Source organism: Pseudomonas sp. TE3644 (assembly GCF_056278815.1).
Window position 1 is genome coordinate 1,431,879 of record NZ_JBWBQF010000001.1, and the last position, 24,915, is coordinate 1,456,793.

Consider the following 24,915-nt stretch of genomic DNA (forward strand, 5'->3'; position numbering starts at 1 on the left):
CCGTCAGGCGTGGGGCTCTGGCTGCACATGGGCGGCCAGCAGCAATTCGCGGGTGTAGGGGTGCTGCGGCGCCTCGAACAGGTCGTGACTGGCGCCGCGCTCCACCACCTGGCCGTCCTTGACCACGATCACGTCGTGGGCCAGGGCCTTGATCACCGCCAGGTCGTGGCTGATGAACAGGTAGGTTAGCCCATGGTCGTCCTGCAGCTTGCGCAGCAGGGCGACGATCTGTTTCTGCACCGTGCGGTCCAGCGCCGAGGTGGGCTCGTCCAGCAGGATCAGGTCGGGCTTGAGCACCAGCGCCCGGGCAATGGCGATGCGCTGGCGCTGGCCACCGGAAAACTCATGGGGGTAGCGGTGACGGCTGGCCGGGTCCAGGCCCACTTCCTCCAGCACCTTGATCACCCGCTGCTCGCGGTTTTCCACGTCGCACTGCACGTGCACTTCCAGGCCTTCGCTGATGATCTGCTGCACCGACATGCGCGGGCTGAGGCTGCCGAACGGGTCCTGGAACACCACCTGCATGCGCTTGCGCCACGGCAGCATCTGCTTGGGATTGAGGCCGTCCAGCGGCTGGCCGTCGAAACGGATGCCGCCTTCGGAATCCAGCAACCGCAGGATGGCCTGGCCCAGGGTGGATTTACCCGAACCCGACTCGCCGACAATGCCCAGGGTCTTGCCCTTCTGCAGGCTCAGGCTGATGCCGTCCACGGCCTTGACGTAGTGGGGCTTGCGCAGGAATCCGCCACTGGTGGCGTACCACACCCGCAGGTTGTCGACGTCCAGCAACGGCGGGCGCTCATGGCGTGGCAGGGGCTCGCCGGCCGGCTCCGCGTTCAGCAGCACGCCGCTGTAGGGGTGTTGCGGGGTGCAGAACAGCGTTTCGGTGTCGGCCTGCTCGACGATCTCGCCGGCACGCATCACGCACACGCGCTGGGCGATGCTGCGCACCAGGTTGAGGTCGTGACTGATCAGCAGCAGCGACATGCCCAGCCGTTGCTGCAAGGATTTGAGCAGCGTCAGGATGCGTCGCTGCACCGTCACGTCGAGGGCCGTGGTTGGCTCATCGGCAATCAGCAGGTCGGGCTCGCAGGCCAGAGCCATGGCGATCATCACCCGCTGGCGCTGGCCGCCGGACAGTTGATGCGGGTAGGCCTTGAGGCGTTTCTCCGGGTGCTGGATAGCCACCAGGTGCAACAACTCCAGGGTGCGCGCCTGGGCCGCCTTGCCGGTCAGGCCGCGGTGCACCAGCAGGGTTTCGGCAATCTGCTTTTCCACGGTGTGCAGCGGGTTGAGCGAGGTCATTGGCTCCTGGAAGATCATCGCCACGCGGTTGCCGCGAATCTCGCGCAGGGTGCTGGCCGGGGCGCCCAGCAGTTCGGTGCCGCGGTAGCGGATGCTGCCCTGGGTGAGGGTGCCGGTCTGCGGCAGCAGTTGCAGGATCGAGTGGGCCGTCACCGACTTGCCCGAGCCCGACTCGCCCACCAGCGCCAGGCACTCGCCGGCACGGATGTCCAGGTTGAGGTCGTGCACCACCCGGTGCTCGTTGAAGGCCACGCTCAGGTGGCGGATTTCGATCAGGTTATCGCTCATGTCGGCCTCAGGCGCGGGGGTCGAAGGCGTCGCGCAACGCCTCGCCGATAAACACCAGCAGCGACAGCACCAGTGCCAGGGTGAAGAACGCCGTGAAACCCAGCCACGGCGCCTGCAGGTTTTCCTTGCCCTGGGCGATCAGCTCGCCCAGCGAGGCGCTGCCCGCCGGCATGCCGAAGCCCAGGAAGTCCAGCGCCGTGAGGGTGGAAATGGCGCCGGTGAGGATGAACGGCAGGTAGCTCAGGGTGGCGTTCATGGCGTTGGGCAGGATGTGCCGGCGGATGATTTTACCGTCATTGAGCCCCAGCGCCCGCGCCGCTTTCACGTACTCCAGATTGCGCCCGCGCAGGAATTCGGCGCGCACCACGTCCACCAGTGCCAGCCAGGAGAACAGCGCCATGATGCCCAGCAACCACCAGAAGTTGGGCTCCACGAACCCCGACAAAATAATCAGCAGGTAGAGCACCGGCAACCCCGACCACACCTCCAGCAGGCGCTGGCCGAACAGGTCGACCCAGCCGCCGTAATAGCCTTGCAGCGCGCCGGCCAGGATACCGATCAGCGAGCTGATCACCGTCAGGGCAATGGCAAACAGAATCGACACCCGCGCACCGAAGATCACCCGCGCCAGTACATCGCGGCCCTGGTCGTCGGTGCCCAGCCAATTGGTGCCCGAGGGCGGGCTGGGCGCCGGCTGGGTCAGGTCATAGTTGGGGGTGTCGGCGCTGAACGGGATGGGTGCGAAGATCATCCGCCCACCGGCGTCACTGATCAGCTTGCGCACGTAGTCGCTGCGGTAGTCGGGCTGGAACGGCAGCACGCCGCCGAACTCGGTTTCGGTGTAGCGCTTGAAGGCCGGGAAGTACCACTGGCCATGGTAACTCACGGCCAGGGGCTTGTCGTTGGCGATCAGCTCGCCGCCCAGGCTCAGGGCGAACAGGGCGATGAAAATCCACAGCGACCACCAGCCGCGGCGGTTCTTGCGGAAGCGCTCCAGGCGCCGACGGGACAGGGGAGACAGACGGTTCATCAGGCGCTCCTCCCGGCGAAGTCGATGCGTGGGTCGACCAGGGTGTAGCACAGGTCCCCGGCCAGTTTGATCAGCAGGCCGAACAGCGTGAAGATGAACAGGGTGCCGAACACGATGGGGTAGTCACGGGCCACGGCGGCCTCATAGCTCAGCCGCCCCAGGCCGTCGAGGGAGAAGATCACCTCGATCAACAGGGAGCCGGCGAAGAACACGCTGATGAACGCCTGGGGCAGGCCGGCCACCACCAGCAGGATGGCGTTGCGGAACACATGGCCGTACAGCACGCGCCGCTCGCTGACGCCCTTGGCGCGGGCGGTTATCACGTATTGGCGGGTGATCTCGTTGAGGAACGAGTTCTTGGTCAGGATGGTGAGGGTGGCAAAGCCGCCGATCACCAGCGAGGTGATTGGCAACACCAGGTGCCAGAAGTAGTCGGCGACCTTGCCCAGGGTGGACAGTTGCTCGAAGTTGTCCGACACCAGGCCGCGCACCGGGAACCAGTTAAGCTCGGTGCCGCCGGCGAACAGCACGATCAGCAGCATGGCGAACAGGAAGGCCGGCATGGCGTAGCCGATGATGATCGCCGTGCTGCTCCAGATGTCGAAATGGCTGCCATGCTGCACCGCCTTGCGAATGCCCAAGGGGATCGACACCAGGTAGGTGATCAGCGTGGCCCAGAAGCCCAGGGACAGGGTGACGGGCATCTTGTCCAGGATCAGGTCGGTCACCTTGGCACCGCGGAAGAAGCTGTTGCCGAAGTCCAGGGTGGCGTAATTTTTCACCATCAGCCATAGGCGCTCGGGGGCGGGTTTGTCGAAGCCGTACTGGCGCTCGATGTCCTTGATCAGCTTGGGGTCCAGGCCCCGGCTGGCGCGCGAGGCGCCTTGGGCCGAATCGCCGCCGCCACCGCCGACGTTGACGCCGCCCAGGCCCTGCAAGCGGGCGATGGCCTGTTCCACCGGGCCACCGGGCGCGGCCTGGACGATGATGAAGTTGACCAGCAGGATGATCAGCAGGGTCGGCACGATCAGCAGCAGGCGCCGCAGGGTATAGGCCAGCATCAGTGGGCCTCCTTGGCGCGCAGTTCGGCCATTTGCGCAGTGGTCAGCGGCGTGGGGCTGACTTGCCACCAGGATTCGGGGGCTTCGTCATACGGCGCCGGGTGGGCGGGGATGCCAAAGCGGTTCCACCACACGGTGGAGGTGCCCGGCGGGTAGTAGTTGGGAATCCAGTAGTAGTTCCACTGCAGCACGCGGTCCAGGGCGTGGGCGTATTCGGTCATGTCGGCCTTGGTGCGGGCGTTGACCAGGCCCTTGATCAGGCTGTCCACGGCGGGGTTCCTGAGCACCATGTAGTTGTTGGAGCCGGTGTCGGTGGCGCTGGCCGAGCCGAAATAGTTGAGCAGTTCCATGCCCGGTGAGGCGGACACCGGGTAGCCGGTGATGATCATGTCGTAGTCGCGGGCCATCAGGCGGTTGATGTACTGGGAGGAGTCGATGCGGCGGATCTGCAGGTCGATGCCGATCTGCGCCAGGCTGCGCTTCCACGGCAGGATCAGTTTTTCCAGGCCCGCCTGGCCGTTGAGGAACGTGAAGCTGAGCGGCTCGCCGGCGGCGTTCACCAGGCGATCGCCGTCCGGGTGCCAGCCGGCGTCTTTCAACAGCGCCAGGGCCTGCAATTGCTTGTCGCGGATGAAGCCGCTGCCGTCGGTGCGCGGGGCTTGGAACACTGTGGTGAACACTTCATCCGGGACCTGGCCGCGCAGCGGTTCAAGAATCTTCAGCTCCGCAGCGTCAGGCAACTCGCGGGCCGCCAGCGGGCTGTTGGCGAAGAAGCTTTGCTGGCGGATGTACATGCTGCGCATCAGCTGGCGGTTGGTCCATTCGAAATCCCACAGCAGCGCCAGGGCCTGGCGTACGCGGCGGTCCTTGAACACCGGGCGTTGCAGGTTGAACACAAAGCCCTGGGCCGACTGCAGGCTTTGCGGCGCCAAGTGAGCGCGTTGCAGGCGTCCATCGTCCAGGGCGGCGCCGTTGTATTTGATGGTGTAGGCGGTGGCGGAGAATTCGCGGTTGTAGTCGAAGGCGCCGCCCAGCAGCACCTGGCGGGCCACTTCAGTGTCGCCGAAGAACTCCACGCCGAACTGGTCGAAGTTGTACAGGCCGCGGGTCACGGGCAGGTCTTTGGCCCACCAGGTTTTGTTGCGCTCGAAGGTGATGCTGCGGCCGTTATCCACCTTGCCCACGGTATAGGGGCCGCTGCCGGGCGGGGCCTGGAAGCCGCCGCCGTTGGCGAAGTCGTGGTCTTTCCACCAATGCTCGGGCAGCACCGGCAACGAGGCCAGGTCCAAGGGCAGGCTGCGGTTGTCGCTGGCGCTGAAGTCGAAGCGGATCTGCCGCGGGCCTTCGATCACCACGTCCTTCACTTCCGCGAACTGGGTGCGAAAGCGCAGGCTGCCCTGGGTCATCAACAGGTTGAAGGTGAACTTCACGTCCTGGGCGGTAATGGGCACGTCGTCGCTGAAGCGGGCCTTGGGGTTGAGGTAGAAGCGCAGGGACAGGCCGTCGTCGGCGCGCTCCATCTTCTCGGCGATCAGGCCGTATACCGTGTAGGCCTCATCCAGCGAGCGCAGCGCCAGGGGCGAATACAGCAGGCCGTCGACCTGGCTGACGCCGGTGCCCTTGTCGATATAAGGCAGCAGGTGATCGAACTGGCCGAGCTCCATCGCCGAGCGGCGCAGGCTGCCGCCCTTGGGGGCATCGGGGTTGACGTAGTCGAAATGCTTGAAGCCTTCGGGGTACTTGGGCGGCTCGCCGTACACGGTGAGGGCGTGCTGGGGGGCGGCGAAGGCGCTGGGAACCATCAGCAAGTGGGCGGTCAGCAGGAAGAGGGCGAAAACCGAGCGCATTGTCTGCCTTGTTCGAATGGGTGGAGTTACATGCGCTTACAACCCTACCACCAACGCGTGCGCCGATCACAAACAAAACGGCCCGCACAAGGCGGGCCGTCAGTCAGCAGGTCAGGATCAGTCCTGGCGGCTGGTGACTTCCAGCAGGTGGTAGCCGAACTGAGTCTTGACCGGGCCCTGAACGGTGTTGACCGGGGCGCTGAACACCACGGTGTCGAATTCCTTGACCATCTGGCCTGGGCCGAACGAACCCAGGTCACCGCCCTGGCGGCTGGATGGGCAGGTGGAGTTGGCCTTGGCGACTTCGGCGAAATCGGCGCCGCCTTCGATCTGGGCTTTGAGTTCGTTGCATTTGGCTTCGGAGGCAACCAGGATGTGACGGGCAGTGGCTTTGGCCATGGGGGAATACTCCATAAAAACGTAAAGAGGGCAGCGTACCGCACTTTGGGGATTGAGTCGCCTGCTTCCCGAGCTTCGCTCGGTCCCACACCTTTCGCGGCAGTTGTGTCAAAAAGCCCAAGCTCTCAGCTTTTGATCGCATCCCAGATAGACCTGCGGTGCATCCAAAAGCTAAAAGCTTTGCCGCCATGACACAACTGCCGCGAAAGGTGTGGGACCGAGCGAAGCTCGGGAAGGGCGCACCACCAAATTAGCGCAGTTGCTGCGCCGCGTTACGCAGCAACGCTTCGGTCGCTTCCCAGCCCAGGCAGCCGTCGGTTACCGACACGCCGTAGCGCATGCCCGGTCCGATCGACTGGCACCCTTCGAACAGATGGCTTTCCAGCATGGTCGCCACCAGCGAGCGATCCCCCGCCAGGCGCTGGCGCAGCACGTCATTGAACACCTCCGGCTGGCGTAGCGGGTTTTTGCCGCTGTTGGCATGGCTGCAGTCAACCATGATGCGCGCCGGGATGCCGGCCTTGCCCAAAGCGTTGTGCACCTGCGCCACGCTGTCCTGGTCGTAGTTGGGGCCGCGGTGGCCGCCGCGCAGTACCAGGTGGGTGTCGGGGTTGCCGGCGGTCTCGATGATGGCCGGGTGGCCCTCGGCCGACACGCCGAAATGACGGTGCGGGTGCGCGGCGCTGCGCATCGCGTCGCAGGCAATGGCCACGCCGCCGTCGGTGCCGTTCTTGAAGCCCACGGGCATTTTCAGGCCACTGGCCATTTCCCGGTGGATCTGCGACTCGGTCGTGCGCGCACCGATGGCGACCCAGCTCAGCAGGTCATCCAGGTAGCCGGCGGCCATGGGCTGCAGCAGTTCGGTGGCCAGGGGCAGGCCCTTGTGCAGCATTTCGCGCATCAGGTCGCGGGACAGTTTCAGGCCGCCGACCATGTCGTCGCTGCCGTCCATGCGCGGGTCGTACGCCAGGCCTTTCCAGCCCACGGTGGTGCGCGGCTTTTCGACGTAGGCGCGCATCACCAGCAGCAACTGGTCGTTGACGTCAGTGGCCAGGGCGGCCAGGCGTTCGGCGTATTCCAGGGCGGATTCGGGATCGTGCAGGGAGCAGGGGCCGACGACCACCAGCATGCGTTCGTCGCGGCCTTCCAGAATGGCGCGGATCGCGTTGCGGTGGGCGCTGACCTGTTGGGCCAGGTCGCGGCTCAGGGGCAGCTGTTGCTTGAGTTCGGTGGTGCTGGGCAGGCGTTGCAACGCCGGAGCGTTGGCGGCTGGGGCCAGGGCTTGGGGCAGGGCGGTGGCCAGGGGTAGTGCGCTGATGGAGATGTTCATGTGGTGTTTTCCCTGGGCTGGCGGCGCAGTCATGTGCGCGCGCTCAGCCCTATCGCGATGTTCGACTATTGGTATGTGTTAGCTGCAGGCCACCCAGGCACGACCGATCGGAGGCGGCAAGCTGTCCCGAACGGAGGCTGGTAAATCGCCAGGCGGTGTAATAGTCGTTGCGGTAATAGGTGGCGTAGTTCATGGGGCAAATCCTCGGTGTCAAATAGAGTGTGAAATCAGTGTGTCGAAGCCGGAAAAAACAAAACCCCCGGTCGGGAGGCCGACCGGGGGTTTTGGAGTTTCTCAACCGGGCGACCTGGGTGCTGGCCGCCGGATATCAGGTATCAGGCGCGCCAGTGGCTAAACCAATACCCATAGTAATAATCTGCAACAACGGCAGCGCACACGGACGCAACCGCTACCGGGCGACGAGCGCTGGCAGTGTGTTGAGCCTGGAGGTGAGTGCTGTGCGACATGGAAATGTCTCCGTTTTGGTGGGCTGAGGTTACTTCAGGGGATGGGGGGATACAAGCAGATTTTTTGCGGTGGGGCGTAGAGGTGTTTGGCGGGGGATTGGTTGTGTTCATGAGATCGAGCGCCGCCCGCGCGGCGCTTCGCGGACGCAGTCCGCTCCTACCGTTTATTTCGGGCCAGTTTTGTCAGTGGCATCTCCCGGGACCGCTTTGTTCTTTCGCTGCAGATCTGTGTGGGTGCCAACAAGGCGGGCCCGGGTGATCCCACAGGCATAATTGGCCCGAAACAAACGGTAGGAGCGGACTGCGTCCGCGAAGCGCCGCGCGGGCGGCGCTCGATGTCATGAGGCATGAAATCCTGGAGGCATGCACTTGGCGGCCATGACAGCTGCAAATCCACCGTCGAACACCTTCAAATTCCACCCCACTATCCTGCATCATCCGGATCTGCTCTCGACCATGAACAGGAAGTCGCATGTCTGCCCCCCGCATCGCCGCCGCCCAATCCTGCTCCATCCCCGGCAACCTGCTCGCCAACATCGCTCACCATCTGCGCTTCATGGACCTCGCCGCTGCACACGGCGTGCAGTTGCTGCTGTTCCCCGAGCTGTCCCTGACCGGCTACGAACCCGCCCTGGCGGCGCAGTTGGCGCAACCGGCCAACACGCCGTTGCTGCAACCGCTGCGCGATCGCGCCCGCCAACTGGCCATGACCACCGTTGTCGGCCTGCCCCTGCGTGAGTCAGGCGAGGACGGCGTGCAGATCGCCGCGCTGGTATTGCACGCCGACGGCCAGCAGACCGTGCACACCAAGCAACACCTGCACCCCGGTGAAGGCACCTATTTCGTCCCCGGCAATGGCGGTGCGGCGCTGGTCTTGGGTGATGAGCAGATTGCCCTGGCGATCTGCGCCGACTTTTCCCACGCCTCGCACGCCGCCCAGGCCAAGGCCGAAGGCGCCACCCTCTACGCCGCCAGCGTGCTGATCGGTGAATCGGGCTACTCGGTCGATAGCGCCATTCTTCAGGGCTATGCTCAAACCCATGGCATGGCGGTATTGGTGGCCAACCATGGTGGGCCTACCGGTGGCTGGCAGTCAGCCGGTCGCAGTGTGTTGTGGGACGATCGCGGCGAGCCTATTGCGCAGACGGCGGGTCCCGGTGACCACTTGCTGGTCGCTGAACGCGAGGGCAACGCCTGGATTGGCCAAGTCGTGGCACTCACATGACGGGGGAGGGGCGAATGGAGCTTGCGCTACGTGCGGGCACCGAGCAGGACCTGACCTTCGCGCGCGACCTGACGCGTCGCGCCATGCTGCCCTATTACGGGCGCTACAGCCTGCTGTGGCAGGAAGAAGCGTTCAATCAGGCATGGTTGTGGCGGGACAATTTCATCGTGCTGGCCGATGGCGTGGCGTGCGGCTATTTCAGTCTGAGCATTGATCGGCAGGCGCTGTTCATCCGTGAACTGCACCTGCTGCCCGAGGCGCGCAACCAGGGAATCGGCGGCTGGGCACTGGAACGGATTGTGGAACTGGCCCGCGAGCGACGCCTGCCCCGCGTACGCTTGATGGTGTTCCAGTCCAATCCGGCTCGCCACCTCTACCTGCGCAAGGGCTTTGCCGAGGTCGGTGAAGACGAGTGTTTCTGGCGCATGGAGCGCCTGACTGACCGTTGATTGACCGCGGTGGTCAACCCGGTGCCCGTTCGGGCACCACCCCTTCCTTCATCCCCAGCAAGACGGCGACCCGGTGCGATTCCCCGCGTCGTCCTTTCTTGCGCCCCGACAACACCTGATAGGTGGTGGCCGGGTCCACGCCATGCTCCCTGGCAAACTCTTGTACCGATTTTCCCTGCTGGTCGAGCCAGGCCCTGGCTTGTGCGGCAGTCCGTATACCGTGCATAGTTCAAGTCCGTTTTATTTGGTGTAATTGTGGTTAGAAATCTCACCCTTTTGGGTGATTAATAAGGGATTATACATTCAAATGACTGGAATCGGTTCGCGTTTGCGGGAAGAGCGGGACAGGCTTGGCCTGACTCAAAAGGAATTTGGCGACATCGGTGGTGTCGAGCCCAACGCTCAAGGCAAGTACGAAAGTGGCGAGCGCACCCCCAAGGCCAACTACCTGGCCAAAGTGGCCGGCGAGGGGGTGGATGTGCTGTATGTATTGACGGGGGACCGGGCACCCATCCCCGCTGATCGGTTAAGTCAGGCCGAAGAGAACGTGCTGGGGCATTATCGTGTGCTGCCGCGCGAGGGTCAGGATGCCATTCGCCATATGGCGGTCAGCCTGGCGGAAATGGCGGCCAGCTACACCAACCGGCCGCGCCGTGGCTCGCCCAAGGCGCGATAAGCTGTAGCTAGCGTAGCCGCTGCCGCAGGCTGCGCTGGCCGGCGTGAACCCTGAAAATCTCCAGTGAGGTACAGGGCTAGCGCAGCCTGGCGGCAGCGGCTAAGGGTTCTGCACCACCGGAACGGACGCATGGCGCCATGTTGATGACGCTTTGCGCTAGGTTCCGGATCCGATTTTTTGCTAAGGTGGCTAACATTCCGCAAAAGCCCACAAGAACGAGGTGTCTGCTTGATTAGGGTCCTAGTTGTCGATGATCATGATCTGGTACGCACCGGCATTACCCGGATGCTGGCGGACATCGACGGGCTGCAAGTGATCGGCCAGGCCGAATCGGGCGAAGAAGCCCTGAGCTTCACCCGCGAGCTGAAGCCGGACGTGGTGCTGATGGACGTCAAGATGCCTGGCATCGGCGGTCTGGAAGCCACCCGCAAACTGCTGCGCAGCTACCCCGACATCAAGGTGGTGGCGGTGACCGTGTGTGAGGAAGACCCATTCCCCACGCGTCTGCTGCAGGCCGGCGCCGCCGGTTACCTGACCAAGGGCGCAGGCCTGGATGAAATGGTCCAGGCCATTCGCCTGGTGTTCGCCGGCCAGCGCTACATCAGCCCGCAGATCGCCCAGCAGCTGGCGCTCAAGTCGTTCCAGCCGCAAACCACCAATTCGCCGTTCGACCTGCTGTCGGAGCGCGAGATCCAGATCGCGCTGATGATCGTAAACTGCCAGAAAGTGCAGATCATTTCCGACAAACTGTGCCTGTCGCCGAAAACCGTGAACACTTATCGCTATCGCATCTTCGAAAAACTGTCGATCACCAGCGACGTCGAACTGACCTTGCTGGCGGTGCGGCACGGCATGGTCGACGCCAGCCTCTGACCATGGACACCCCATTCGATCCTTCTGCCTTTCTGTCCACCTGCAGCGCCCGGCCGGGCGTGTACCGCATGTTCGACAGTGAGGCGCGCCTGCTGTATGTCGGCAAGGCCAAGAACCTCAAGAAGCGCCTGTCCAGCTATTTCCGCAAGACGGGCCTGGCGCCCAAGACGGCCGCGTTGGTGGGGCGTATCGCCCAGGTGGAAACCACCATCACCGGCAACGAGACCGAAGCGCTGTTGCTGGAACAGACACTGATCAAGGAGTGGCGGCCGCCGTACAACATCCTGTTGCGCGACGACAAGTCCTACCCTTATGTGTTCCTGTCCGATGGCGCCTTTCCGCGCCTCAGCATTCATCGTGGGGCCAAGAAGGCCAAGGGCAAGTACTTTGGCCCGTACCCCAGCGCCGGGGCGATTCGCGAAAGCCTGAGCCTGTTGCAGAAGACATTCTTCGTACGCCAGTGCGAGGATAGTTTCTACAAGAACCGTACGCGCCCTTGCCTGCAATACCAGATCAAGCGCTGCAAGGCGCCGTGCGTGGATTTCGTGGCACCTGAGGAATATGCCGAGGACGTTCGCCACTCCGTCATGTTCCTGGAAGGCCGCAGCCATCAGTTGACCGATGAACTGTCGGCCAGCATGGAGAAATCCGCCATGGCCCTGGACTTCGAGAGCGCCGCACTGCTGCGCGACCAGATCGCCTTGCTGCGGCGCGTGCAGGACCAGCAGAACATGGAAGGCGGCAGCGGCGACGTCGACGTGGTGGCGGCCTTCGTCAACCCGGGCGGCGCCTGCGTGCACCTGATCAGCGTGCGCGGCGGGCGGGTGCTGGGCAGCAAGAACTTCTTCCCCCAGGTGGGCATAGAAGAGGAGGTGGCCGAAGTGATGTCGGCCTTCCTGGCCCAGTACTACCTCACCAGTTCCGAGCGCGACCTGCCCACCGAGCTGATCGTCAACGTGGTGCCCGAGGACGTCGAGGCCCTGGTGGCCGCCATCGACAGCTTGCGCGGCCGTGAGCTGAGCGTCAGCCACCGCGTGCGTGGCACCCGGGCGCGCTGGCAGCAACTGGCCGTGACCAACGCCGAACAGGCCCTGGCCGCGCGCCTGGCCAACCGGCAGCATGTGGCTGCGCGCTTTGACGCCCTGGCCGAGGTGCTGAACCTGGACGAGCCACCGCAACGCCTGGAGTGCTATGACATCAGCCACTCCAGTGGCGAAGCCACCGTGGCCAGCTGTGTGGTGTTCGGCCCCGAAGGCCCGATCAAGTCCGATTACCGCCGCTACAACATCGAAGGCGTGACCGCTGGCGATGACTATGCTGCCATGCACCAGGCGTTGACCCGGCGCTTCAGCAAGCTCAAGGACGGCGAGGGCAAGTTGCCCGACGTGCTGCTGGTAGACGGCGGCAAGGGCCAGCTGAACATGGCCCGCGAGGTGATGCAGGAACTGGCCGTGCCCGACCTGATCCTGCTGGGCGTGGCCAAGGGCACTACGCGCAAGGCCGGTTTCGAAACCCTGTACCTCAATGACGTGGCCCACGAGTTCACGCTCAAGGGCGACTCGCCGGCCCTGCACCTGATCCAGCAGATCCGTGACGAAGCGCACCGCTTCGCCATCACCGGCCACCGGGCGCGGCGCGGCAAGACCCGTCGTACTTCCACCCTGGAAGGTGTGGCTGGGGTAGGGCCGAAACGTCGGCGTGATTTGTTGAAACATTTTGGTGGCTTGCAGGAGCTGTCCCGTGCAAGCATCGATGAAATTGCCAAAGCACCCGGCATCAGTAAAAAGCTCGCGGAGTCGATTTATGCGAATCTGCACAGCGAGTAGAATGCCCCACTCACCCAGCCGCCAGTTGTGCCGATGAATATCCCGAACCTGCTTACCGTTCTGCGCGTCCTGCTTATTCCGTTCTTCATCCTGCTGTTCTACCTCCCTTACGAGTGGAGTTATGCAGCCGCCAGTACCGTGTTCGCCATCGCGGCGGCCACCGACTGGCTCGATGGCTACCTGGCCCGTCGTCTGGAGCAGAGCACCCCGTTCGGCGCTTTCCTGGACCCGGTGGCCGACAAGCTGATGGTGGCGGTGGCGTTGGTACTGTTGGTGCAGGCGCACCACAACGTGTGGCTGACGTTGCCGGCGGCGGTCATCATCGGTCGCGAGATCGTGGTGTCGGCGCTGCGTGAGTGGATGGCGGAGATTGGCGCGCGTGCCCATGTGGCGGTGTCCAACCTGGGCAAATGGAAAACCGCCGCGCAAATGCTGGCACTGGTGATTCTGCTGGCCAACCCGCCGGCCATCACCTTCTGGGTGCTGCTGGGCTACGGCTTGCTGGTGGTGTCGGCGGCGCTGACCCTGTGGTCCATGGCGCACTATCTGCGGGCTGCCTGGCCGCACCTGAACAGCCATTCTGAAAATAAATAAAACTTTTTTGAATCAAAGGGTTGACGGCGCTTTTTAAATCGATAGAATGGCGCCCATCAACACGACGCGGGAATAGCTCAGTTGGTAGAGCACGACCTTGCCAAGGTCGGGGTCGCGAGTTCGAGTCTCGTTTCCCGCTCCACTTTACATGTGGAGCAGCAGTTGTAAGTTGCTTCACATTTGAGGCCGAGTAGCAAAGTGGTTATGCTCCGGATTGCAAATCCGTCTACGCCGGTTCGATTCCGACCTCGGCCTCCATTATAAACGAGCTCTGTAGATCCTTGATCTACAGAGCTTTTTTATTTCCCCGATGATGTAATATTTTGTCGTGGAAAGCCTCTGAACGTTCTTGCGTGATCAGGGGTGGATGTATATATTCGACGGCTCGCTGTTTAGCGCCCAATGCGTTCCAAACGTTATTAGGCAGCACGAGCATCGGCAGGGCAGGGGAATTAAAATCCCATGTCACCGACAACACCGCGCTACCGCCCGGATGGCGAAATTGGTAGACGCATGGGACTTAAAATCCCCCGTTCGTAAGGACGTGCCGGTTCGACCCCGGCTCCGGGCACCACATAAAATCAAGGGCTTGCCGCACACTGTGCTGGCAAGCCCTTGTTGTTTCTGCCGTGTACCCGCTGTACCCGCTGCCGCAGGCTACATGCCAGCTACAGGGCCGTGTTCCTCGTGGCCATGGGTAATCACTTTCGACAGTCCCAGACCCACCGAGGACAGCACCTTCAGTAGCGTCGAAAGTCCCGGATTACCGTCCGCAGCAAATTGTCTGTAGAGATTGCCCCTGTTAAGCCCTGTAGATTTGGACACAGCAGAGAACCCGCCCCTGGCCTCCACGATACGGCGCACGGCGGTAAGGAAGACCGCCTCTCCACCTTCTTCGTCGATTTCCTCCAAGGCCGCTGCAAGGTATTCAATCGCGAAGCCCTCGTCCTTGCGGAGCATCTCAAGGACGCTTGCCTCATGGTTGTTCACGCTTTTCATCGCGTCACTCCTTCTGGCTTTTCCAGATACCTATCGCATTATGAATGTCGGTCTGCTGGCGGTCTTTCGTTCCACCTCCCAGCAAAAGCAGAATCGTTTTGCCTGATATCACGTAGTACACCCGATAGCCGGGGCCGTAATCGATACGAAGTTCGTAGACCGCGCCCCCGACAGAGGCGCAGTCACCGAAATTGCCTACAGCTGCACGCTCTACGCGAGTGGTGATCCGCGCTTTCGCTCGATTATCGCGAAGGGAGTCGAGCCAGGTCTGGTACAGGTCGACATCATTGTCGGTGTGGGCATGGTGCACCTCATACATTGATTGTACCTTTAAAGGGACAGTTGGTCGGGGGTTATCTGTATCTTTATGCGGCCAAGCGATAGGTGGTAAGCCATCCCTTGCTGACGGCATGCACAGGGGCTGATGATCCCCGCGCTGCTATCCGATGCCTATGGAAAGGCTGCGGGAAATCATTTCCATACGTGACCCCCATCCCATTCACGCCAACCCATCCCCCGCATTGATCCACATCACCCCCCGCCCTCCATTCCCCAACTATCCTCTTTGTAGTAAAACTACTCCCCAGCCTTACCCCTTCACCGCAACCCCCGTGTTTCAAGGACTGAAACCATGACCTCACCCAAGCCCCTGGCCTTGGCCCTGTTGTTTTTGCCCATGATGGGCGCTTTGCCCAGCCACGCCGACCCGTTGGGGCGGCCAGCGGCGGCCGAGGGCAATCGTGAAATCTCCATTTACGACATCCCGCTCAAGGACCAGGACCACCTGGAAGATGCCATGACCAGCGCGCACCTGATGCGCGCCAGCAGTGGCGGTGCTACCGGGCCGTCGGCAGAGGAGCGGGCGCTGATCCAGCAAAAGCTGCGCAAGCGCAAAAAGCCCAGTACTTATGTAGAGCAGGTCGATAACGCCAGCATGGCCGCGCGCCTGGCGCAGATGCAGGCCGATCGGCCCAGCCGCCGCCTGGCCAACGCGCCCGGCCTGTACGAGCCGCCGCGCCTTGGCCTGACCCGGCAATGCGAGGTGCAGGCGTCGTACAAGATGGGCATCTACACCCAGGACGGCCTCAACGGCCTGCGCCGCTATCTGCATTGCCCGGACGGCGACATGCTGGTGCAGGACATGGTGCTCAAGGGGGTGTCGGTGACCACCATCAAGGAGCTGGCCAACGTCGATCTGGCGGGCCATCACGGCATGATGTATGGCCTGCGTGACGCCCAGGGCAACAGCTTCACGCGGCTGACCTGGGTGTCCAATAACACTCATCATCTGGCTGACAAGGCGGGCACCACCCCGCAGGTGCGCAACTGGCTGGTCAGCTATGGCAAGGAACTGGTCGCCCAGGGTCGCTGACCCGCCATCCCCTTAGCCCGCACCGTAGCCGCTGCCGCAGGCTGCGCTGGCCCTACGCCTCGCTGGAGATTTTCAGGGTTCACACCGGCCAGCGCAGCCTGGCGGCAGCGGCTACATGTCGGGGCTGTGGTTGTGACGCTCCAGTTGCCATGATTTCCCCACGCCCGTGTAGCCGCTGCCGCAGGCTGCGCTGGCCCTACGCCTCGCTGGAGATTTTCAGGGTTCACACCGGCCAGCGCAGCCTGGCGGCAGCGGCTACATGTCGGGGCTGTGGTTGTGACGCTCCAGTTGCCATGATTTCCCCAGGCCCGTGTAGCCGCTGCCGCAGGCTGCGCTGGCCCTCTGCCTCGCTGGAGATTTTCAGGATTCACACCGGCCAGCGCAGCCTGGCGGCAGCGGCTACATGTCGGGGCTGTGGTTGTGACGCTCCCGTTGCCATGATTTCCCCACGCCGGTGTAGCCGCTGCCGCAGGCTGCGCTGGCCCTCTGCCTCGCTGGAGATTTTCAGGGTTCACACCGGCCAGCGCAGCCTGGCGGCAACGGCTACGCGGCCGGCAATCAGGCTGCTACGCTCTAAATGCCATCATTTTCTCAAGCCCATCGATAGAATTTGTTAAGGTGCTGTCTGAGTCATGACTGTCTGTTTGTTTGACGAGCGGATGACCATGATCCGTGCCCCTGCCGGCGTAGAGCAGCGGCACGCATAAGGAGATCTTCTTTGACATCCGGCGACATTTCGGCTGCCTTGGCACAAGCCACGGACAACTGCGCGAAAGAACGAATCCACCTGCCTGGCAGCATCCAGCCCCACGGCTTCATGCTGGTACTGGACCCTGAGAGCCTGGCCGTGCTGCAGGTCAGCGACAATGTCCAGCGCTGGCTGGGCGAGCCCACGGCCTGGTGGCTGGGCCGTCGACTGCCCGAACTGCTGCACAGCGGCGACCAGGTGGTGCGTCTGCTGGCAGAGCGCGCCAGCGAAGAGCACAAGCCCGTCCATGTGGCCGATGTGCGCTTTGCCGTAGGCACTTATGAGGGGCCGCCGATTGCCCTGATGGTGCACCGATACGACGGTGTGTTGATCGCCGAGTTCGAGCCGGCCAGCGATGTGCTGGCCGCGTACGCCAGCCTGTACCCGCTGGTGCGCACCTTCATCGGCCAGTTGCAGGGCGCCGACAGCATCGAGCAGGTGTGTGCCCAGGCAGTGGCCGAGGTCAAGCGCATCACCGGCTTCGGCCGGGTCAAGGCGTACCGTTTCGATCAGGTCGGTGACGGCCTGGTGCTGGCGGAGCAGGCCGACGAAGGCTACCCCAGCTACCTGGGCCTGTGCTTCCCGGCCTCCGACATCCCGCCGCAGGCGCGGGCGCTGTATTGCGCCAACCGCATCCGCGTGATCGAGGACGCCAACTATGTGCCCGCCGCGCTGCATCCCCAGTTCAACCCGCTCACCGGGCAACCCCTGGACCTGAGCCACGCCGCCCTGCGCAGCGTCTCGCCCGTGCACCTGCAGTACATGCGCAACATGGGCACCCTGGCGTCCATGTCGATCTCTATCGTGGTGGGCGGCAAGTTGTGGGGGTTGATTTCCTGCCACCACGCCGACCCGCGCCCGGTGCGTTTCCAGAGCCGCACCGCCTGTGAACTGCTGGGCAGCGTGCTGTCGCTGCAAATCGAATCCATGGAAGTGCAGGAGCGCAACGCCCGGCTGCTGGGCGTGCGCCGTCAGATCGTGCAGTTACTATCGGCCATGGCCGACCGCGACAGCGTGCGCGACGGCGCGCTGGCCCTGGGCGACACCCTGCTGGGCTTCGTGCGCGCTGATGGCGCGGCGGTCATCACCGCCTCCAGCTGCGACCTGCTGGGTGAAACGCCCAGCCAGGCGCAGGTGCTGGCCTTGACTGAGTGGCTGGCCGAACGCGGCGGCCACGAGGTGTTCCATAGCGACAACGTGGGCCGCGACATCCCCAACCTGCCGACCTTGGCCGGCGAGGTGGGCGGTGTGCTGGCCGTGGCCATTTCCGAAATTCACTCCCACTACCTGATCTGGTTCAAGCGCGAGCAGGCCCGCACGGTGGTATGGGCCGGTCAGCCGACCAAAACCGTCAGCGACACTGGGGTACTCTCGCCGCGCAACAGCTTCGACAGCTGGCAGCAGACGGTGAAGGGCTTCTCCACGCCCTGGGACGCCCTGGAAATCGAAGGCGTGGTCGAACTGCGCACCGCCGTGCTGGGCATTGTGCTGCGCAAGGCTGAAGAACTGGCGCAACTGGCCGGCGAATTGAAGCGCTCCAACAAAGAACTTGAAGCCTTCTCCTACAGCGTCTCCCACGACCTGCGCGCGCCCTTGCGGCACATCGCCGGCTATGCCGAGCTGCTGGGCGATTTTGAAGGTGAAAAACTGTCCGAGCGCGGCCAGCGCTTCCTTGACCACATCGGCGAGTCGGCGCGTTTCGCCGGCAGCCTGGTGGACAACCTGCTCAGCTTCTCGCAGATGGGCCGCTCGGCACTGCGCCTGTCCGACGTGGACCTGGGCAGCCTGGTGGAGGCCATCCGCCGCGAAATGCTGCCCGACTACGAAGGGCGCGAGGTGCAGTGGCACGTCCAGCCCCTGCCACGGGTGGTGGCGGACGCCGCGTTCCTGCACCTGGCCCTGCGCAACCTGATCAGCAACGCCTTGAAATACAGCCGCGATCGCACCCCGGCCATCATCGAAATCGGCGCCGTGGAGCAAATGGCGGAAACCGTGGTCTATGTCCGAGACAACGGCGTCGGATTTGACATGGCCTACGTCGATAAGCTGTTTGGCGTGTTCCAGCGGCTGCACCGCATGGAAGAATTCGAAGGCACCGGCATTGGCCTGGCCAGCGTGCGCCGCATCATCGAGCGCCATGACGGCCGTGTCTGGGCCCAGGGCAGCCTGGGCGAGGGGGCCACGTTCAGTTTCGCCCTGCCTCACCCGCCTGCCAGTACTACTGAATGATTTGACCGAGGCACTACATGCTCAAACCTATCCTGCTGGTGGAAGACAATCCACGAGACCTGGAACTGACCCTGGTGGCGCTTGAGCGCAGCCAGTTGGCCAACGAAGTGATCGTCATGCGTGACGGCGCTGAAGCACTGGACTACCTGCTGCGCCGCAACGCCCACGCCCAACGCCTGGGAGGCAACCCGGCCGTATTGCTGCTGGACCTCAAGCTGCCCAAGGTCGACGGTCTGGAAGTGCTCAAGGCGGTACGCGAATCGCCCGAGCTGCGCAGCATCCCCACGGTGATGCTGACCTCGTCGCGCGAAGAGCCGGACCTGATGCGCGCCTACGAACTGGGCGTCAACGCCTACGTGGTCAAACCGGTGGAATTCAAGGAATTCGTCGCGGCCATTTCCGACCTTGGGGTATTCTGGGCGGTGCTCAACGAACCACCGCCTGGCTCGCTGCGCCTGCAACGTCGCCCCACGTAAAGGGGCCTTTCCAAGAGAGATCGAAACCTGCGTATGCTGTCCAAGCCCCTGCAATTGCTGATGATCGAAGACAGCCCGCGAGATGCCGAACTGAGCCTGCTCACGTTGGAGCGGGCGGGTCTGGTGATTGAATCGACACTGGTCTTCAACCACCAGGGCGCCGAGCAGGCGCTGCGCACCCAGGTGTTCGACCTGATTCTGTGTGATTTCCTGTTGCCAGGCTCCTCCGGGGCCCAAGTGCTGCAACGGGCGCGGGAGATTGCCCCGCAAACCCCCTTCATTTTCCTCTCCGGCGTGTTTGGTGAGGAAAACGCCGTGGAGATGATGCGCCTGGGCGCCATCGACTACGTGCTCAAGCAGAACCTGCCGCTGCTGCCCAAGGCCGTCAAGCGCGCCCTGGCCGAAGTCAACGAGCGCCGCCAGCGCCTGCGCGCGGAGGAAAGCCTGCAGCAGGTGGAGGTGCGCGCGCGTCTGGCCATCGATGCGGCGCGCATGGGCGTGTGGGATTTTTCCCCGGTCAGCGGCCAACTGCTGTGGGATGAGCGCTGCCGCAGCCTGTACGGCATCGATGACGCCACGCCCATCGACATGGATTATTTCTTCGCGCATTGCCATCCCGAGGATCGTTCGCTGGTCGAGGCGCGCATGGCCCAGGCCATGTCACCTGAAGGCAGCGTCGGCTACCAGGTCGAATACCGCGCGCTGTTGCCGGACGGCGGTGAGCGCTGGCTGTCCACCAGTGGCCGGGCGTTCTTCGAAGGCCTGGTGTGCGTGCGTTTCACTGGCGTGATCCAGGACATCAGCGAACAGAAGCAGGCCACCGAGGCCCTGCAGCGCCTCAACGAACTGCTGGGCGACAGGGTGGAGAAACGCACCCGCGAGCGCGACCGCACCTGGGAGCTGTCCCGCGAGTTACTGGCGGTAATGCGCTTCGACATGTCGCCCATCGCCCTCAACCCGGCCTGGGAAAGCGCCCTGGGCTGGTCGCGCCAGGCGCTGGGGCAAATGCAGTTGTGGGAGCTGGTGCACCCCAACGACATCGGCGCCACAGTGCGCGAAACCGAGAACATCGCCAGCGGCAACGTCTCCACGCGCTTCGTCAACCGCATGCGTCATGCCGACGGTGACTACCGCTGGCTGTCCTGGACCATCGTGCCCGACGAAGACCTGATGTACGCCGCCGTGCGCGACATCACCGGCGAGCGCACGGTACTGGATGAACTGGCGGCCGCCAACGAGCAACTGCGCCAGCAGATCAACGAACGCGAGCGCATCGAAGCCACGTTGCAGCAGATGCAGCGCCTGGAAGCGGTAGGGCAGTTGACTGCGGGCGTGGCCCACGACTTCAACAACCTGCTGACCGTCATCCTCACCAGCGCCACGTTCCTGAGCCGTGACTTGGAGCGCGGGGTGATGGAAAAAGTGCAAAGTCGTCTGCACAACATTCGCGAAGCCGGGGAGCGTGGCGCCAAGCTGACGGCGCAGCTACTGGCGTTTTCGCGGCGTCAGCGTCTGGAACCAATCCCGGTCAACCTCAACGACACCGTGTTCGGCATGTTCGAACTGCTGCAGCGTACCCTGGGTGGCAGCATCTGGATCCAGACCCACACCGATGACGGCCTGTGGAGTGCGCTGGTCGACCCCACCCAGACCGAGATGATCATCCTCAACCTGGCCATCAACGCCCGCGACGCCATGCCCGGCGGCGGTACCCTGCGCCTGGCCACCCGTAACGAGGTAGTCACCCGCGCGGCGCACAGCCCCCAGGACCCGGAGCCCGGTGCCTACGTGGTGCTGTCCATCGGCGACACCGGCAGCGGCATGACCAGCGACGTGCTGGCCAAGGCCTTCGAGCCGTTCTTCACCACCAAGGACATCGGCAAGGGTTCGGGCCTGGGCCTGGCCCAGGTGTTCGGCTTTGCCAAGCAATCGGGCGGCGGCGTGGCGATCATCACTGCGCCGGGGCAGGGCACCACCGTGGAGGTCTACCTGCCCAGCCAGGACGCTAGCGCGCCACGCCCTGCCATGCCTGCGCCGGTACGCGACGAGCGCGCGGCCAGCGGGCAGGACCGCACCGTGTTGCTGGTGGACGACGACCATCAGGTGCGGGCCGTGACCGCGCAGCTGCTGGAGCGCTTGGGGTATCGGGTGCTCGAAGCTGCCAGCGGCCAGGTGGCGCTGGATATTCTCAGCGAACAGGTGGATGTGCTGCTGACCGATTACGCCATGCCTGGCATGAACGGTGCGCAACTGGCGCAAGTAGCCCGTGGGGTCTACCCGGATTTGCCCGTGGTGTTCATCACCGGCTACGCCGAGGCGGGGGGCTTGCAGGACGGTGGGCCGCTGGTGGTGCAGAAGCCCTTTCGCGATGACGAACTGGCGGACAAGCTCGAACAGGCACTGTTCGCGGAACGCCAACCCCAGGCCTGAGCGGACTCAGGCATTACCGGCTTCATCATCCAATCACGTGCGACTGGGCCATCGGCCCAGGCGGCAAGGCGGGGAACGCAGGAGACCTTAGTGGTTGTGGTCTTCTTTTTCGGGGGCAGGGCTGCCGGCCTGAATGCGTTTGTAGATCTCTTCGCGGTGAACCTGTACTTCTTTGGGTGCATCGATACCGATGCGAACCTGCATCCCCTTGACGCCGAGGATGGTGATCTTGATGTCGTCGTTGATGACGATCGTCTCGCCTACTTTACGGGTGAGTATCAGCATGTGCTGCTCCTTGCTGGGTCAGTGAGTCCACTTTTGACTTTCGGGTCGGGAATTGAGACGCACAGGACCGGATTAAATTCCCCGAACTTGCCTTGATCCGGTCTTTTCAGAATAGGAAACAATTAAGTATCAGGATGTGATGCTTGCCATTATGGCTGTTTCCGCGCGTTTGCGCCTGCCTGAATGAAAAACTTCATTGCAGATAAATAAATCGACAGGACGCGATCAAACCGTAGCCGCTGCCGAAGGCTGCGCTGGCCCTGTGTCTCGCTGCATATTGCAGTGTTCACGTCGGCCAGCGCAGCCTGGCGGCAGCGGCTACAGGTTTTGCGTTCCAGGGCTCACGGTTGCCAGTGAGTGCGCTGGCCGCTGAGCTTGCGGTCCAGGAAGCTTGCCGCGCTGATCAGCGCCAGGTGCGACAGCGCCTGCGGGGTGTTGCCCAGATGGCAGCCCTGGCGGTCGAACTCTTCGGCATACAGCCCCAGCGGGTTGGCGTAACGCAGCAACTGCTCGAACTCCAGGTGCGCCTGCTCCACCCGGCCCGCGCGCGCCAGGCATTCCACGTACCAGAAGCTGCAGGCGGTGAAGGCGCCTTCCTCGCCGTCCAGGCCATCGCCACTGCGGTACCGATACACCATGCCGTCGCGCACCAGTTCGCGCTCGATCACCGCCAGCGTCGACAGCCAGCGCGGGTCGCTGGCGCCGACGAAGCGCACCAGCGGCATCAGCAGCAGCGCGGCGTCGACGTCACGGCTGCCCAGATGCTGGACGAAATGCCCGGCCTCGGCGTCCCAGAAGTTGTCCCAGATGTCGGCATGGATCGCCTGCCGGGCTTCATCCCAGCGCGCGAAGGGCGCCGGCAGCGAGCGCTTGTTGGCCAGGCGCAGGGCGCGGTCCAGGGCCACCCAGCACATCAGCCGCGAGTGCAGGAAGTGCTGCGGGTTGTCGCGCATCTCCCAGATACCCACGTCCTTTTCCTGCCAGCGCTCGCACACCTTGTCCACCAGGGTCAGCACATTGGCCCAACCTTCGTGGGAAATCGCCTCACCGTATTTGTTGGCCAGGTACACCGCGTCCAGCAGCTCGCCGTAGATGTCCAGCTGCTTCTGGGTGTGGGCGTCGTTGCCGATGCGTACCGGTGTGGCGCCGCCATGGCCAGTCAGGTGCGGCAGTTCGCTTTCGGGCAGTTGCTCGCGGCCGTCCAGGGCGTACATCAGGTGCAGGTCGACGTGCTCCTGGCAGCAATCGCTGACCCGCTCGCGCACCCAGCGCACGTAGGCGTTGGCCTCTTCGCTGAAACCCAGGCGCATGAACGCGTAGACGGTGAATGAGGCGTCGCGGATCCAGGTATAGCGGTAATCCCAGTTGCGCGCGCCACCGGCCTGCTCGGGCAAGCCGAACGTGGGGGCGGCGATGATGCCGCCGTGTTTGCGTGAGGTGAGCAGCTTGAGCGCCAGGGCCGAGCGATGCACCATTTCCCGCCAGCGGCCACGGTAGTGGGACTGGCCCAGCCAGTCGCGCCAGTATTTGAGGGTGTGCTCGAAGCAACGCTCGCTTTGGCCGACCCGCACCAGCGGGTCATCCTCGGCGCCCAGGATGAATTCCACGCACTGGCCCTGCGACAGCTCGAAGCGCGCCAGCGCCCAGCCATCCTCGGTCGCCTGCAATGCCTGGCACGACGCCAGGCGCAGGCTCGGTTGACCCTCGGCCTGGAACAGCACGGTGTCGTCGTCCAACTGCGCCCGGGTGTCGGCACGGCTGTAGTCGTGGCGCACGCGGCAGCGCATGTGCACCTGGGCGCTGCCGTTGACCACGCGCAGGCGCCGCACCAATCGCGGGGTGTCTTCGGCGCTTTCGCCGATGGGCATCAGGTCGGTGACTTCCACCACGGCCCCGTGGTCGATCCAGCGGGTCTGCAGGATGTTGCTGTCGGGCAAATAGATTTGTTGCCGGCGTGCGTCGGGCAATTCCGGGTAGAGCTCGAATATGCCTGCTTCGGGGCTGTCCAGTACGGCAGCAAAAATCGAAGGGCTGTCGAAATCCGGCCAGCAGAAGAAGTCGACACTGCCCGTGTCGGCAATCAGTGCCGCGCTGCGCATGTCGCCGATAATGCCGTGGGCCTGGATGGGGCTTTGCTGCGTGTGGGGTTTTTCAGCCATTGTCCTTGAATCCTGGGAAGAGGCTCATGCCGCCGTCGATGAACAGGGTGGTGCCGTGCACGTAGTCGGCGGCGTCGGAGGCCAGCCACACCACGGCATTGGCCACGTCCTGGACCTCGCCCAGGCGACCATAGGGGATAAGCTCCAGCAGCTTGTGGGCGCTGTCGCCGGTGGTGGTGTCCTGATTGATGGCGGTGCTGACCGCGCCGGGGGCGATGGCGTTGACGCGGATGCGCTGGCAGCCCACCTCCTGGGCGATGCTGCGCATCAGCAGATCGACCGCGCCCTTGGAGGCGGCGTAGTTGGCATGCCCGGCCCAGGGGATCAGTTGATGCACCGAGCTCATGTGGATGATCTTGCCCAAGGCCCTGGACACCCAGGGGCGCGGGCCTTGTTTGGCAAACTGGCGAAGGGCAGCGCGTGCGCAGAGGAACTGGCCGGTAAGGTTGACGTCCAGCACCTGGTTCCAGTCGGCCAGGGTCATGTCGACGGTGGCGGCATCGCGTTGCAGGCCGGAGTTGGCCAGCAGGATATCCAGCGCGCCGAAGGTCTCGATGGTGCGGGCGAACAGTGCCTCCACCTGGTCCTCCTTGGACACATCGCCCTGCAGGGCGATGGCCTTGCCGCCGCCCTCGCGAATGCGCTCGGCCAGTGCTTGGGCAGGCTCGGCATGGCTGTTGTAGTTGACCACCACTGCCGCGCCGGCCTCGGCCAGCGCCAGCGCTGCCCCGGCCCCCAGGCCGGAGCTGGCGCCGGTGACCAGGGCCACTTGATGTTCGAGGGATATGTGCATGCCGTTCTCCAGAGCAAACCTTCACAGTCGACTCCCGGCGTGCACAAAGGGTTC

General features: G+C 63.8%; 22 protein-coding genes and 3 tRNA genes. 13 read left to right on the forward strand and 12 right to left on the reverse strand.

Going from position 1 to position 24,915, the window contains the following annotated elements:
- Positions 1-3: 3 nt before the first annotated feature.
- From ACZ9GA_RS06550 to ACZ9GA_RS06575, 6 genes are all read right to left on the reverse strand, one after another.
- On the reverse strand, positions 4-1,593 hold the full coding sequence (locus tag ACZ9GA_RS06550) for an ABC transporter ATP-binding protein (RefSeq protein ID WP_457363439.1): 1,590 nt from the start codon (positions 1,591-1,593) through the stop codon (positions 4-6).
- 7 nt (positions 1,594-1,600) lie between these two features.
- Positions 1,601-2,623: an ABC transporter permease gene (locus ACZ9GA_RS06555; protein WP_457363438.1), complete on the reverse strand. Its 1,023-nt coding sequence runs from the start codon at positions 2,621-2,623 to the stop codon at positions 1,601-1,603.
- Positions 2,623-3,684 (reverse strand): microcin C ABC transporter permease YejB, encoded by a 1,062-nt coding sequence (locus ACZ9GA_RS06560; RefSeq protein ID WP_457363437.1) that lies wholly within the window; start codon positions 3,682-3,684, stop codon positions 2,623-2,625. Before ACZ9GA_RS06560 ends, ACZ9GA_RS06555 begins: the two co-directional genes overlap by 1 nt.
- On the reverse strand, positions 3,684-5,531 hold the full coding sequence (locus ACZ9GA_RS06565; RefSeq protein WP_457363436.1) for an extracellular solute-binding protein: 1,848 nt from the start codon (positions 5,529-5,531) through the stop codon (positions 3,684-3,686). Before ACZ9GA_RS06565 ends, ACZ9GA_RS06560 begins: the two co-directional genes overlap by 1 nt.
- A 117-nt stretch (positions 5,532-5,648) precedes the next feature.
- Positions 5,649-5,930 carry a peptidylprolyl isomerase gene (locus ACZ9GA_RS06570; RefSeq protein ID WP_008369704.1) on the reverse strand — a complete coding sequence of 94 codons (282 nt, stop codon included), beginning with the start codon at positions 5,928-5,930 and terminating at the stop codon, positions 5,649-5,651.
- Between the two features lie 250 nt (positions 5,931-6,180).
- The gene (locus tag ACZ9GA_RS06575; protein WP_457363435.1) at positions 6,181-7,260 is read right to left on the reverse strand and encodes a 3-deoxy-7-phosphoheptulonate synthase; all 1,080 of its coding nucleotides are present in this window, start codon (positions 7,258-7,260) and stop codon (positions 6,181-6,183) included.
- A gap of 939 nt (positions 7,261-8,199) precedes the next feature.
- Between ACZ9GA_RS06575 and ACZ9GA_RS06580 the strand changes: the two genes are divergently transcribed.
- Both ACZ9GA_RS06580 and ACZ9GA_RS06585 read left to right on the forward strand, forming a co-directional pair.
- Entirely contained in the window at positions 8,200-8,952 is a 753-nt protein-coding gene (locus ACZ9GA_RS06580) for a carbon-nitrogen hydrolase family protein (protein WP_457363434.1), read from the forward strand.
- A gap of 14 nt (positions 8,953-8,966) precedes the next feature.
- Positions 8,967-9,401 (forward strand): GNAT family N-acetyltransferase, encoded by a 435-nt coding sequence (locus ACZ9GA_RS06585; RefSeq protein WP_457363433.1) that lies wholly within the window; start codon positions 8,967-8,969, stop codon positions 9,399-9,401.
- 13 nt (positions 9,402-9,414) lie between these two features.
- Here the strand turns inward: ACZ9GA_RS06585 and ACZ9GA_RS06590 are convergent, their stop codons facing one another.
- Complete coding sequence (locus ACZ9GA_RS06590) at positions 9,415-9,627, reverse strand: DNA-binding protein (RefSeq protein WP_455923234.1); 213 nt, start codon at positions 9,625-9,627, stop codon at positions 9,415-9,417.
- A gap of 81 nt (positions 9,628-9,708) precedes the next feature.
- Here ACZ9GA_RS06590 and ACZ9GA_RS06595 point away from each other — a divergent pair, with 81 nt between their 5' ends.
- From ACZ9GA_RS06595 to ACZ9GA_RS06625, 7 genes are all read left to right on the forward strand, one after another.
- Positions 9,709-10,077 carry a helix-turn-helix domain-containing protein gene (locus ACZ9GA_RS06595; protein WP_457363432.1) on the forward strand — a complete coding sequence of 123 codons (369 nt, stop codon included), beginning with the start codon at positions 9,709-9,711 and terminating at the stop codon, positions 10,075-10,077.
- Positions 10,078-10,305: 228 nt separating this feature from the next.
- The gene (gene gacA / locus ACZ9GA_RS06600) at positions 10,306-10,950 is read left to right on the forward strand and encodes a response regulator transcription factor GacA (RefSeq protein WP_457363431.1); all 645 of its coding nucleotides are present in this window, start codon (positions 10,306-10,308) and stop codon (positions 10,948-10,950) included.
- A 2-nt stretch (positions 10,951-10,952) separates the two neighbouring features.
- Positions 10,953-12,776 (forward strand): excinuclease ABC subunit UvrC, encoded by a 1,824-nt coding sequence (uvrC, locus tag ACZ9GA_RS06605; protein ID WP_457363430.1) that lies wholly within the window; start codon positions 10,953-10,955, stop codon positions 12,774-12,776.
- A gap of 33 nt (positions 12,777-12,809) precedes the next feature.
- The gene (pgsA, locus tag ACZ9GA_RS06610; protein ID WP_416423354.1) at positions 12,810-13,370 is read left to right on the forward strand and encodes a CDP-diacylglycerol--glycerol-3-phosphate 3-phosphatidyltransferase; all 561 of its coding nucleotides are present in this window, start codon (positions 12,810-12,812) and stop codon (positions 13,368-13,370) included.
- A gap of 66 nt (positions 13,371-13,436) precedes the next feature.
- A tRNA-Gly gene (locus ACZ9GA_RS06615) sits at positions 13,437-13,512 on the forward strand.
- Between the two features lie 42 nt (positions 13,513-13,554).
- Positions 13,555-13,628, forward strand: a tRNA-Cys gene (locus ACZ9GA_RS06620).
- 229 nt (positions 13,629-13,857) lie between these two features.
- A tRNA-Leu gene (locus ACZ9GA_RS06625) sits at positions 13,858-13,944 on the forward strand.
- 83 nt (positions 13,945-14,027) lie between these two features.
- Here ACZ9GA_RS06625 and ACZ9GA_RS06630 read toward each other — a convergent pair.
- Positions 14,028-14,369 carry a helix-turn-helix domain-containing transcriptional regulator gene (locus tag ACZ9GA_RS06630; RefSeq protein ID WP_457363429.1) on the reverse strand — a complete coding sequence of 114 codons (342 nt, stop codon included), beginning with the start codon at positions 14,367-14,369 and terminating at the stop codon, positions 14,028-14,030.
- A gap of 4 nt (positions 14,370-14,373) precedes the next feature.
- Positions 14,374-14,688 carry a type II toxin-antitoxin system RelE/ParE family toxin gene (locus ACZ9GA_RS06635; protein WP_457363428.1) on the reverse strand — a complete coding sequence of 105 codons (315 nt, stop codon included), beginning with the start codon at positions 14,686-14,688 and terminating at the stop codon, positions 14,374-14,376.
- 312 nt (positions 14,689-15,000) lie between these two features.
- Between ACZ9GA_RS06635 and ACZ9GA_RS06640 the strand changes: the two genes are divergently transcribed.
- The 4 genes from ACZ9GA_RS06640 (at position 15,001) to ACZ9GA_RS06655 (ending at position 21,624) form a co-directional block, all read left to right on the forward strand.
- Complete coding sequence (locus ACZ9GA_RS06640; protein ID WP_457363427.1) at positions 15,001-15,741, forward strand: hypothetical protein; 741 nt, start codon at positions 15,001-15,003, stop codon at positions 15,739-15,741.
- 718 nt (positions 15,742-16,459) lie between these two features.
- The gene (locus ACZ9GA_RS06645) at positions 16,460-18,718 is read left to right on the forward strand and encodes an ATP-binding protein (protein ID WP_457363426.1); all 2,259 of its coding nucleotides are present in this window, start codon (positions 16,460-16,462) and stop codon (positions 18,716-18,718) included.
- Between the two features lie 17 nt (positions 18,719-18,735).
- A complete protein-coding gene (locus tag ACZ9GA_RS06650) occupies positions 18,736-19,194 on the forward strand; it encodes a response regulator (RefSeq protein WP_457363425.1) in 459 nt (152 codons plus the stop codon).
- A 33-nt stretch (positions 19,195-19,227) separates the two neighbouring features.
- Positions 19,228-21,624, forward strand: coding sequence for a hybrid sensor histidine kinase/response regulator (locus ACZ9GA_RS06655; protein ID WP_457363424.1), 2,397 nt, complete (start codon positions 19,228-19,230; stop codon positions 21,622-21,624).
- Positions 21,625-21,711: 87 nt separating this feature from the next.
- Here the strand turns inward: ACZ9GA_RS06655 and csrA are convergent, their stop codons facing one another.
- The 3 genes from csrA to ACZ9GA_RS06670 form a co-directional block, all read right to left on the reverse strand.
- Positions 21,712-21,909, reverse strand: coding sequence for a carbon storage regulator CsrA (gene csrA, locus ACZ9GA_RS06660; RefSeq protein WP_027979421.1), 198 nt, complete (start codon positions 21,907-21,909; stop codon positions 21,712-21,714).
- 341 nt (positions 21,910-22,250) lie between these two features.
- The gene (locus tag ACZ9GA_RS06665) at positions 22,251-24,068 is read right to left on the reverse strand and encodes a glycoside hydrolase family 15 protein (RefSeq protein ID WP_457363423.1); all 1,818 of its coding nucleotides are present in this window, start codon (positions 24,066-24,068) and stop codon (positions 22,251-22,253) included.
- Entirely contained in the window at positions 24,061-24,861 is an 801-nt protein-coding gene (locus ACZ9GA_RS06670; protein WP_457363422.1) for a glucose 1-dehydrogenase, read from the reverse strand. Before ACZ9GA_RS06670 ends, ACZ9GA_RS06665 begins: the two co-directional genes overlap by 8 nt.
- Positions 24,862-24,915 lie beyond the last annotated feature (54 nt).

Coding starts and splice junctions, on each gene's coding strand:
- ACZ9GA_RS06570 (WP_008369704.1), bottom strand. CDS start 5,930: ATGGCCAAAGCCACTGCCCGTCACATCCTGGTTGCCTCCGAAGCCAAA.
- ACZ9GA_RS06650 (WP_457363425.1), top strand. CDS start 18,736: ATGCTCAAACCTATCCTGCTGGTGGAAGACAATCCACGAGACCTGGAA.
- ACZ9GA_RS06655 (WP_457363424.1), top strand. CDS start 19,228: ATGCTGTCCAAGCCCCTGCAATTGCTGATGATCGAAGACAGCCCGCGA.
- pgsA (WP_416423354.1), top strand. CDS start 12,810: ATGAATATCCCGAACCTGCTTACCGTTCTGCGCGTCCTGCTTATTCCG.
- ACZ9GA_RS06575 (WP_457363435.1), bottom strand. CDS start 7,260: ATGAACATCTCCATCAGCGCACTACCCCTGGCCACCGCCCTGCCCCAA.
- ACZ9GA_RS06585 (WP_457363433.1), top strand. CDS start 8,967: ATGGAGCTTGCGCTACGTGCGGGCACCGAGCAGGACCTGACCTTCGCG.
- ACZ9GA_RS06595 (WP_457363432.1), top strand. CDS start 9,709: ATGACTGGAATCGGTTCGCGTTTGCGGGAAGAGCGGGACAGGCTTGGC.
- ACZ9GA_RS06590 (WP_455923234.1), bottom strand. CDS start 9,627: ATGCACGGTATACGGACTGCCGCACAAGCCAGGGCCTGGCTCGACCAG.
- ACZ9GA_RS06555 (WP_457363438.1), bottom strand. CDS start 2,623: ATGAACCGTCTGTCTCCCCTGTCCCGTCGGCGCCTGGAGCGCTTCCGC.
- ACZ9GA_RS06670 (WP_457363422.1), bottom strand. CDS start 24,861: ATGCACATATCCCTCGAACATCAAGTGGCCCTGGTCACCGGCGCCAGC.
- ACZ9GA_RS06580 (WP_457363434.1), top strand. CDS start 8,200: ATGTCTGCCCCCCGCATCGCCGCCGCCCAATCCTGCTCCATCCCCGGC.
- ACZ9GA_RS06635 (WP_457363428.1), bottom strand. CDS start 14,688: ATGTATGAGGTGCACCATGCCCACACCGACAATGATGTCGACCTGTAC.
- ACZ9GA_RS06665 (WP_457363423.1), bottom strand. CDS start 24,068: ATGGCTGAAAAACCCCACACGCAGCAAAGCCCCATCCAGGCCCACGGC.
- ACZ9GA_RS06550 (WP_457363439.1), bottom strand. CDS start 1,593: ATGAGCGATAACCTGATCGAAATCCGCCACCTGAGCGTGGCCTTCAAC.
- ACZ9GA_RS06640 (WP_457363427.1), top strand. CDS start 15,001: ATGACCTCACCCAAGCCCCTGGCCTTGGCCCTGTTGTTTTTGCCCATG.
- uvrC (WP_457363430.1), top strand. CDS start 10,953: ATGGACACCCCATTCGATCCTTCTGCCTTTCTGTCCACCTGCAGCGCC.
- ACZ9GA_RS06560 (WP_457363437.1), bottom strand. CDS start 3,684: ATGCTGGCCTATACCCTGCGGCGCCTGCTGCTGATCGTGCCGACCCTG.
- ACZ9GA_RS06630 (WP_457363429.1), bottom strand. CDS start 14,369: ATGAAAAGCGTGAACAACCATGAGGCAAGCGTCCTTGAGATGCTCCGC.
- ACZ9GA_RS06565 (WP_457363436.1), bottom strand. CDS start 5,531: ATGCGCTCGGTTTTCGCCCTCTTCCTGCTGACCGCCCACTTGCTGATG.
- csrA (WP_027979421.1), bottom strand. CDS start 21,909: ATGCTGATACTCACCCGTAAAGTAGGCGAGACGATCGTCATCAACGAC.